At 38.1% G+C, this 8,768-nt stretch carries 10 protein-coding genes and 1 other annotated feature; of the genes, 4 read left to right on the forward strand and 6 right to left on the reverse strand.

What is annotated here, in order from left to right; translation table 11 throughout:
* Nucleotides 1–328: 328 nt before the first annotated feature.
* On the forward strand, nt 329–754 hold the full coding sequence (locus tag V7183_RS14065; protein WP_335359917.1) for a DUF3862 domain-containing protein: 426 nt from the start codon (nt 329–331) through the stop codon (nt 752–754).
* Nucleotides 755–952: 198 nt separating this feature from the next.
* On the opposite strand, the gene V7183_RS14070 is transcribed toward V7183_RS14065, so the two are convergent.
* The 6 genes from V7183_RS14070 to acsA all read right to left on the reverse strand — a co-directional run bounded on the left by V7183_RS14070 (nt 953) and on the right by acsA (nt 5,981).
* Complete coding sequence (locus tag V7183_RS14070) at nt 953–1,087, reverse strand: transporter (RefSeq protein WP_097899552.1); 135 nt, start codon at nt 1,085–1,087, stop codon at nt 953–955.
* A 143-nt stretch (nt 1,088–1,230) separates the two neighbouring features.
* Nucleotides 1,231–2,487, reverse strand: coding sequence for a tyrosine--tRNA ligase (tyrS, locus tag V7183_RS14075; RefSeq protein ID WP_097899551.1), 1,257 nt, complete (start codon nt 2,485–2,487; stop codon nt 1,231–1,233).
* A gap of 72 nt (nt 2,488–2,559) precedes the next feature.
* Nucleotides 2,560–2,787 (reverse strand) — a binding site (T-box leader).
* Between the two features lie 100 nt (nt 2,788–2,887).
* The gene (locus V7183_RS14080) at nt 2,888–3,133 is read right to left on the reverse strand and encodes a hypothetical protein (RefSeq protein ID WP_097899550.1); all 246 of its coding nucleotides are present in this window, start codon (nt 3,131–3,133) and stop codon (nt 2,888–2,890) included.
* Nucleotides 3,114–3,659 (reverse strand): RNA polymerase sigma factor, encoded by a 546-nt coding sequence (locus V7183_RS14085; RefSeq protein WP_335359918.1) that lies wholly within the window; start codon nt 3,657–3,659, stop codon nt 3,114–3,116. The genes V7183_RS14080 and V7183_RS14085 overlap by 20 nt, the downstream gene beginning before the upstream one ends.
* Nucleotides 3,640–4,095 carry a hypothetical protein gene (locus V7183_RS14090; protein ID WP_097899548.1) on the reverse strand — a complete coding sequence of 152 codons (456 nt, stop codon included), beginning with the start codon at nt 4,093–4,095 and terminating at the stop codon, nt 3,640–3,642. Before V7183_RS14090 ends, V7183_RS14085 begins: the two co-directional genes overlap by 20 nt.
* A gap of 167 nt (nt 4,096–4,262) precedes the next feature.
* Nucleotides 4,263–5,981 carry an acetate--CoA ligase gene (gene acsA / locus V7183_RS14095; RefSeq protein ID WP_097899547.1) on the reverse strand — a complete coding sequence of 573 codons (1,719 nt, stop codon included), beginning with the start codon at nt 5,979–5,981 and terminating at the stop codon, nt 4,263–4,265.
* Between the two features lie 176 nt (nt 5,982–6,157).
* On the opposite strand from acsA, the gene V7183_RS14100 reads away from it, so the two are divergent.
* Genes V7183_RS14100 through V7183_RS14110 form a run of 3 tightly spaced genes read left to right on the forward strand, consistent with a single transcriptional unit; the run spans nt 6,158 to nt 8,615 of the window.
* The gene (locus V7183_RS14100) at nt 6,158–6,790 is read left to right on the forward strand and encodes a GNAT family N-acetyltransferase (RefSeq protein ID WP_335359919.1); all 633 of its coding nucleotides are present in this window, start codon (nt 6,158–6,160) and stop codon (nt 6,788–6,790) included.
* Between the two features lie 17 nt (nt 6,791–6,807).
* Nucleotides 6,808–7,452, forward strand: coding sequence for an acetoin utilization AcuB family protein (locus V7183_RS14105; protein ID WP_335359920.1), 645 nt, complete (start codon nt 6,808–6,810; stop codon nt 7,450–7,452).
* The gene (locus tag V7183_RS14110) at nt 7,449–8,615 is read left to right on the forward strand and encodes an acetoin utilization protein AcuC (RefSeq protein ID WP_335359921.1); all 1,167 of its coding nucleotides are present in this window, start codon (nt 7,449–7,451) and stop codon (nt 8,613–8,615) included. The genes V7183_RS14105 and V7183_RS14110 overlap by 4 nt, the downstream gene beginning before the upstream one ends.
* The last annotated feature ends 153 nt before the right edge of the window (nt 8,616–8,768 follow it).

Here is an 8,768-nt window from a genome sequence, read left to right on the forward strand (position 1 = left end):
GAAGGCTACACGAGATACCGGAATGCATGGAGGGTGGATAGTAAATAGAATGTATATAGAAAATGATAAAAACTCACCTTCACAAAAAACTATAGATTACCTAAAAATTATTCTAAAAAAATAAATATCCCCTTATAAAACGTTCTATATTCTATTTCTAGATGCCCTTTGAAAATCTAATAAATGTACAAAAATAAGGATTTAATGGACAATACTTCCTTGGATGCAAATTTATGCATAGAAAATAATATGTTTTTTCAAAAAAATAATAATACCCTAAAAGTCTGATATACTTATATCCGAAATATACATATTGGGGGTACACTAGATGAAAAAGCCTTTCTATAAAAAATGGTGGTTCTGGGTAATCGTTGTTATTATCGTTGCCGCAGCAAGTGGTTCTGGTAGCAAAGATAATAAAGAAGCAACTAAAACGAATGCTGAACCAAAACAAGAATCTAAGCAAGAGCAGCCACAAAAAGAAAAACAAAAGAAAATCACGCTTGCTGACTATGAATCGATTAAAGTTGGAGATTCTATGTCTGGTGAAGGCGGAGACAAATATGAAGATTTGGTTGCTAAATTCGGTGAACCATCTAATAAATCTGAGTCACAAGCCGGTGATATGAAAATGATTATGGCTAGCTGGACTAAAAATATTAATGGCGATTTTGGTGCTAACTTTAACGTAACTTTCATGGAGAAAGACGGACAAAAGCTTGCATCTAGCAAAGGCCAAATGGGAATGAAATAACGATTAAAGCCGACTCATATAAGAGTCGGCTTTAATCGTTTATATTTTTCGCTTCAGTAACATAGTATGTTTTATTCTTACTGCTACGTACTTTATGTTGTGGTAATCCATTGACTGACACTTTATCGATAATAGTCAATCAATCCCTTCTCACATGAGAGTTTTTTTCATTATTCATACGATATATATATAATAAATTTATTTATCTTCTTGTTTTTCCACATATACATAAGCATCTGCAGGATTTTTATGTATATGTACAGTGCTTTGTGTATTCTCCGCAAGCTGACCCGCATTTAGCAAAGAAAAAATAATGAGCGCTTCTAGTGACATTTTGTGTTACCACTCCTTTCTTTCTATCTTATACATACATCATACTCCTCACTTGTGACTTCCGTATGAACATAGAGAGAAGATTAAAACAAAAAAGGCTTTGGGGAATCTATCTCCCCAAAGCCTTTTTTCATACTACTTGATTAGTAACGAATTAAGAAATATTTTTTCTTACCGCGGCGGATAATTGTAAATTTACCTTCAATGCGGTCTTTTTCTGTTACAACATAATCTAGTGCTTGTGTACGCTCACCGTTTACGTAAATTGCACCATTTGTTACATCTTCACGCGCTTGGCGTTTTGATGGTGAAATTTTACTTTCAACAAGCAAGTCGATTAATACTGTATCTTCTGCACTGCGTTCTACAGATGGTACATCTTTGAAACCTTGCTCAATTTCATTTGCAGTTAATTCAGCTACAGAACCACTAAATAATGCTGCAGAGATTTTAATTGCTTGCTCTAATGCATCTTTACCATGAACAAGCTCAGTCATTTCAGCTGCTAATGCTTTTTGTGCTGCACGTTTTTCTGGTGCTTCTGCTACTTGCTTCTCAAGCTCAAGAATTTCTTCATGAGATAAGAATGTGAAGTATTTTAAGTATTTAACAACATCACGGTCATCTGTATTAATCCAGAATTGGTAGAACTCGTAAGGAGTTGTTTTTTCTGGGTCTAACCAAATTGCGCCGCCCTCTGTTTTACCAAACTTCGTACCGTCAGATTTTGTAACAAGTGGAATTGTTAAACCGAATGCTTTCGCATCTTCTTCTGATTTACGAATTAATTCAAGACCAGCTGTTATGTTACCCCATTGGTCACTACCACCGATTTGTAGACGGCAATTATGTTGTTGGTATAAGTTTAAGAAGTCATATGATTGTAAAATCATGTAACTAAACTCAGTGAATGAAATACCAGTCTCTAAACGAGATGCTACTGTATCTTTTGCTAACATATAGTTTAAACCGAAGTTTTTACCGATATCGCGTAAGAATGTAATGACATCTAAGTTTCCAAGCCAGTCATAGTTATTTGCCATTGTTGCTGGGTTTTCTACATTTTCAAACTCTAAGAAGTTTGAAAGCTGATTTTTAATACTTTCTGTGTAGTAAGCAACTGTATCTTTCGTATTTAATGTACGCTCTGCTTTTTTACCACTTGGGTCCCCGATCATACCTGTACCACCACCAACAAGTGCGATTGGTTGATGACCAGCTAATTGGAAACGACGTAACATTAATACCGGTAACATATGGCCGATGTGTAAGCTATCCGCTGTTGGATCAAAACCACAGTATAATTTTACACTTTCTTTTTCTAATAATTGTTGTAAACCTTCCGCATCTGTTTGCTGATTAATTAATCCGCGAAATTCAAGATCTTGTAAAATACCCATACTCTACATACTCTCCTTTACATTACTTGAGCGTGAAATATGAAAACAAAACAAAAAAAAATCGCCCCTCAAATAAGGGACGATTTTGATCATCGCGTTACCACCCTAGTTGTAAGCAAAAAAGCCTACCACCTCATTCACATAACGGCTCAACACCGTCTTTTCCCTTTTGAATACGATTCAATCGAAAAAAGATGCTCCAGGGGCGTAATTCGCGATCATCTATGTGCTGATTCCCACCGACCATCAGCTCTCTAAAACAGGGAAATGATCACTACTTCTCCCTTTCCACGCTCAATTATTCATATACTTTTCTTTATATCATTATTTACTATTGTGTGTCAAATCGAAGAAAATGATACGTTATCTTTCCACTTTAAAGCTATACACAATTCCTTAACTAGAGACTCGCAATAAGTATCATAATGACAGAAAGAACCGGAACACCAGCTAATAACGATACATGAAACGCAATTGATAAATCATTCCCAATCGTCGCTGCCACAGGATCTTTTGCTGGAGACGCAAGAAAACGTAAAAAACGATCTCCCATATTAACTTTTTGCGGAAAATCAGGAATTTCCACATGATCGCTATCTAAATGCTGGCTCAATCTATATTCCTTATCAAAGGGATTTTCGTTCAATTTCATCCACCTCCAGCAATTGTTTCAATTTCTTAATGCCGTTATGAAGCCTAGATTTCACCGTTCCTACAGGAATATTAAGCACCTCTGCGATTTCCTTTTGCGGCATATCATGATAATAGGAAAGAATCAGGACAGCCCGCTGATCCTCAGGAACTTTCAAAATTGCCTCTCTTACGGTGAGCCGGTCTTCTTGTGAAAACTCCTTCTCCTGAATCGGTACTAAAAACGGTAAAAGAGAGCGCCACTTTTTTCTTCGATTCAATTTATTAATCATAAGGCGATAGCCGATTTGAAACAAATACGTTTTAATTTTCCCCTTTTCAATCTCATACATATGCTTCTTACGTTCTAACGATAAAAACGTATCTTGAACGAGATCTATACTCAATTGCTCATCACGGTTAAATCGATACAAAAATGTATATAGCGCTGGTTTGATCAAAACATAAAGTTTTTCTCCAGCTTGCTTATCTCCATTTTGATATGCAAGCATGAGCTCTTCCTCAATCCCAATCTGCACCATGTTTTTTAATCTCCTTTATCCCCTTTAACGTTAAAGAGATTCGGCTAACTAAATAAATACTTGCGACTAATGTCCAAACCTGCGCTTGGTTCGTAAAAAACTGAACATATGGGTTTTGAATCGTAAACCCACTTGAAACTAAAATATTTAACGCTTGCACACATATACATGCGTACACTGCAAGACAAACTGAAATTGTATCAAATACATTCCAGCGAAAATATATTTTTGTTTTTATAAAATCAATTTTATATCCTTCTTTTCGTACAACATGCTTCTTATCAAAAGGGAAAATGATAGAAAACATAACAATCATAATAATTCCCCCAGTAATCATCGAAACCTTAAATCCTATCGCCATAGGCAATAACGTGCCACAAGAAAATACGACTATAATTCCTAATAAAGCAAAAATAAGCATCCATTTATTCTGCATATAAACCGCCTCCTAATCTATCCTGTCATAAACTTATACAAATACTGGAGGCAAATGGTTCAAAAATTATTTTATTTTTTTAATTATTTTCGCAGGATTCCCGCCAACTACTACATGATCGCGCAAAAAGAAAAGCCTGAACGTAACATCGTTCAGACCTTTCTCTCTTAATCTTCCATCGTTGATAAGTCGCCTGTTGGTAAGTTTAACTCCCACGCTTTTAATACGCGTCGCATAATTTTACCACTTCTCGTTTTTGGTAATTTATCTCGGAATTCAATTTGTCTTGGCGCTGCATGAGCTGCAAGACCTTTTTTCACAAATTGGCGAATCTCTTCTTTTAATTCATCGGACGCTTCATATCCTGCGCGCAGTGCGATAAACGCTTTAATAATTTCCCCGCGCACTGGATCCGGAATACCAATTACACCAGCTTCCGCTACAGCAGCGTGCTCGATTAATTTACTTTCTACTTCAAATGGACCAACACGCTCGCCAGACGTCATAATTACATCATCAATACGTCCTTGGAACCAGAAGTATCCATCTTCATCCATATAAGCAGAGTCACCTGATACATACCAATCTCCCGGCATGAAGTAAGACTCATATTTTTGCGGATTGTTCCAAACAGCGCGCATCATAGCTGGCCATCCCTTAGCAATCGCTAAGTTCCCCATTGTATATGGCGGTACTTCATTTCCTTCGTTATCAACAATCGCTGCCTTCACACCTGGAATTGGTTTCCCCATTGATCCTGGGCGAATTTCCATACAAGGATAGTTACAAATAACTTGTGCCCCTGTTTCTGTCATCCACCATGTATCGTGAATACGAAGGCCAAACGCGTTCATTCCCCAGCGAATTACTTCTGGATTTAATGGCTCACCAACACTTAGTACGTGACGCAGCTGTGATAAATCGTACTTTTTAATTGCTTCTTCGCCAGCTCCCATAAGCATGCGGAACGCTGTTGGTGCACTATACCAAACCGTTATACCATAATCTTGCAACGCTTCATACCATGCCTCTGGACTAAAGCGTCCTCCTACAATAACGTTTGACGCTCCGACTAACCACGGTGCAAATATACCGTAGGCAGTTCCTGTTATCCAGCCTGGATCAGCTGTGCACCAGTATACATCGTCTTCTTTTAAATCTAACACCCATTTTGCTGTTTGATAGTGCTGCACCATTGCATTTTGCGCATGAAGAACTCCTTTTGGTTTCCCTGTAGAACCAGACGTATAATGAAGAATTAATCCATCCTCACGATCTAACCATTCAATTTGCAGCTTGTTAGAAGCTTGTTCAAATAATGGATTAAACGCGACAAGCTTTCCGCCGTCTTCTACATTTTCTCCAACAAGAAAGACTGTCTTTAACGCTGGTAAGTCATTCAGTGGTACACGTTCTAACAATTCGGGCGTCGTAATTAGCACCTTCGCTTCACTATCTTCTAGGCGATCGCGTACCGCACCTTCCATAAATGCTTCAAATAACGGCCCAACAATCGCGCCTAATTTCACTGCACCAAGAAGTGCAAAATATAATTCCGGTGAACGCGGCATGAAAATAAAAACGCGATCTCCTTTTTCCACATCACCATAGTTTTTCAAGACATTTCCCGCTTTGTTAGAGAACTCCTGCATTTCTTTAAATGTATATTTTTCTTTGCGTGATCCATCTTGATAATAAAGTGCTACTTTATTTTTTCGATCAGATTTCGCATGTTTATCAATTGCCTCATATGCCATATTCACTCGGCCTGTTTCATACCAAGAAAAGTTTTTATTTACCTCTTCCCAGTTGAAGCCTGCGTATGTTTCTCCATAATTCAACAAATTATTTTCTCCTTTAATGACAGGAAGCGTTTCCATTTTCATGCTTTACATCCCCCTCCTATGTATTCTATTATCTATTATAATAGCATTATTTAAAATTTTCAGTATATTTGTTGATTTTTAGACATATTTTTACTGACAAAATTCGATTCACATCGCATATATTATAAAGTACGATAATAGTAGATTCACAAACCCTCAAGGTGGTGAGCAAAACATTGATTCATAAAAAAATATATAATGCTAGAAATTTAAAAACAGCAAAAGGAACCTTAATCATTGAAGGTCCTGTATCTACACATAATCTCGAAATGTATGAATTTCATCCAGACTTAGTTGCCTTTCGCCCTGCTGATCAGCAATATAAAGCAATTGTCGAAATTTCTAAGTTACCAGAAGCTCGCATTCTTATCGCTAGACATGCTCAAACAATTGTCGGGTATGTTACATACCTATATCCTGATCCGCTAGAGCGGTGGTCAGAAGGAAATATAGAGAATTTAATTGAACTCGGGGCAATTGAAGTCATTCCAGCATTCCGCGGCTGCTCTGTTGGAAAAAATCTATTAGAAGTTTCGATGATGGATGATCATATGGAAGATTATATTATATTAACGACTGAATACTATTGGCATTGGGATTTAAAACAAACTGGTTTAAATGTTTGGGAATATCGCAAAGTGATGGAGAAAATGATGAATGCCGGTGATTTAGAATGGATGGCAACAGATGATCCAGAAATTTGTTCCCATCCTGCTAACTGCTTAATGGTTCGCATCGGAAAACGCGTTGATACAAACTCTATCCAAGCATTCGACCGCTTACGCTTTCAAAATCGCTTTATGTATTAAGAGGGGAGACCTATAAAATGATTGTAGAAGAGATTATGAATCACGATGTAATCGCACTGCACCCAGATGATACGATAGAAACCGCTCTACGAACAATACGTACAAAGAACATTCGGCACATTCCAATTGTAAATCATGATAACAATGTCGTCGGCATTATTTCCGACCGCGATGTACGAGATGCAAGCCCGTCTATTCTGGATGAACAAGTTTCACTCGATATGCTAAAGCAACCGATACAGCTCATTATGAAACACCCTGTGATGACGTGCCATCCTCTCGATTTCGTTGAAGAAATTGCGACTCTATTTTTTGAAAATAAAATTGGCTGTCTTCCTGTTACAAAAGGCGGAAAGCTTGTTGGAATCATTTCAGAATCGACAGTACTGCACACACTCGTCAAACTAACGGGTGCTCATCAGCCGAGTTCACAAATTGAAATTCAAGTAAAAAATGAACCCGGTATTCTAGGCAAAGTAGTTGCTATTTTTAGTGAGCTACAAATTAATATCGTAAGCGTTCTTGTCTATCCAGCAAAAGATGAGAATCATAAAGTACTCGTTTTCCGCATTCAAACGATGAATCCTCTAAGGGTGATTGAAGCATTAGAAGCAAAAGGACACCATGTCTTATGGCCAAATATAATGGGGATGCAGGCATGAAGAGCGCCTTCATTTACTCAGATCATTTTCGGGGCTATTCTTTTAGCCCTGAACATCCCTTTAATCAACTTCGCGTTACACTCACGTACGATTTATTAGTAAAGAGTGGCTTTATTTCTCCTTCTCAAGTCATTCCGCCAAGGATGGCAACAGACGAGGAGATTGCTTTGATTCATACAGAGGAATACATAAATGCGGTAAAACGTGCTGGAGAAGGAAAATTAGAGAAATCAATCGGGGTAACATACGGCCTTGGAACAGAAGATACACCAATGTTCCCTCGTATGCATGAAGCAGGTGCATTACTTGTTGGCGGTACATTAACAGCTGTTGATGCAGTCATGTCCGGCAAAGCAAAGCATGCGTTAAACTTAGGTGGCGGTTTACACCATGGGTTCCGCGGCAAAGCATCTGGCTTTTGTATTTATAACGATAGCTCTATCGCTATTAAATATATCCAAGAAAAATATGGATTGCGCGTGTTATATATTGATACAGACGCTCATCACGGTGATGGTGTTCAATGGTCTTTTTATGATGATCCTAACGTCTGTACGATTTCACTTCATGAAACAGGGCGCTATTTATTCCCTGGAACTGGTGCAGTCAATGAGCGCGGACAAGGCGTTGGATACAGTTATTCTTTTAACGTTCCACTCGATGCCTTCACAGAAGATGAGTCTTTTTTACAGTCTTACCGCACCGTTGTAAAAGAAGTGGCCGCTTACTTTAAACCAGATATCATTTTAACGCAAAACGGCGCTGATGCGCATTATTACGATCCACTTACACACCTTTGTGCAACAATGCAAATTTATCGCGAGATTCCAAAGCTTGCTCACGAAATCGCAAATGAATACTGCAACGGACGCTGGATTGCCGTTGGCGGCGGTGGCTACGACATGTGGCGCGTCGTCCCAAGAGCGTGGGCACTTATTTGGCTCGAAATGAATAACATCCAAAACATCTCAGGTTATCTCCCTCCAGAATGGATTGAAGCTTGGAAAGGACAAGCAACTGCCGAACTTCCCCTCACATGGGAAGACCCTAACAACATGTATAATCCTATCCCTCGAAAACAAGAAATCGAAGAAAAAAATGCATTAACAGTAGCAAAATCCCTTGGAATTATTCGGAATAATACAAAAAAGGCTTTATATTAAATAAAATCAGTAAAGATTTTCTACTGATTATTCGCCCTCACAAATCGGGCTTTTACAGAATAAAAGAATAGGAGATTTGCTCCTATTCTTTTTTAGGTAGACGAGAGCATTTGGCCATGCATAGCAGCGACTTATATGTTGAAAAATTAAAAT

Source organism: Bacillus sp. JJ1127 (genome assembly GCF_036965845.1).
GTDB lineage: Bacteria > Bacillota > Bacilli > Bacillales > Bacillaceae_G > Bacillus_A.

Excerpts from the sequence above, each read along its gene's own strand:
- V7183_RS14065 (WP_335359917.1), top strand. The coding sequence starts at position 329 with ATGAAAAAGCCTTTCTATAAAAAATGGTGGTTCTGGGTAATCGTTGTT.
- V7183_RS14070 (WP_097899552.1), bottom strand. The coding sequence starts at position 1,087 with ATGTCACTAGAAGCGCTCATTATTTTTTCTTTGCTAAATGCGGGTCAG.
- tyrS (WP_097899551.1), bottom strand. The coding sequence starts at position 2,487 with ATGGGTATTTTACAAGATCTTGAATTTCGCGGATTAATTAATCAGCAA.
- V7183_RS14085 (WP_335359918.1), bottom strand. The coding sequence starts at position 3,659 with ATGGTGCAGATTGGGATTGAGGAAGAGCTCATGCTTGCATATCAAAAT.
- V7183_RS14090 (WP_097899548.1), bottom strand. The coding sequence starts at position 4,095 with ATGCAGAATAAATGGATGCTTATTTTTGCTTTATTAGGAATTATAGTC.
- acsA (WP_097899547.1), bottom strand. The coding sequence starts at position 5,981 with ATGAAAATGGAAACGCTTCCTGTCATTAAAGGAGAAAATAATTTGTTG.
- V7183_RS14105 (WP_335359920.1), top strand. The coding sequence starts at position 6,808 with ATGATTGTAGAAGAGATTATGAATCACGATGTAATCGCACTGCACCCA.
- V7183_RS14110 (WP_335359921.1), top strand. The coding sequence starts at position 7,449 with ATGAAGAGCGCCTTCATTTACTCAGATCATTTTCGGGGCTATTCTTTT.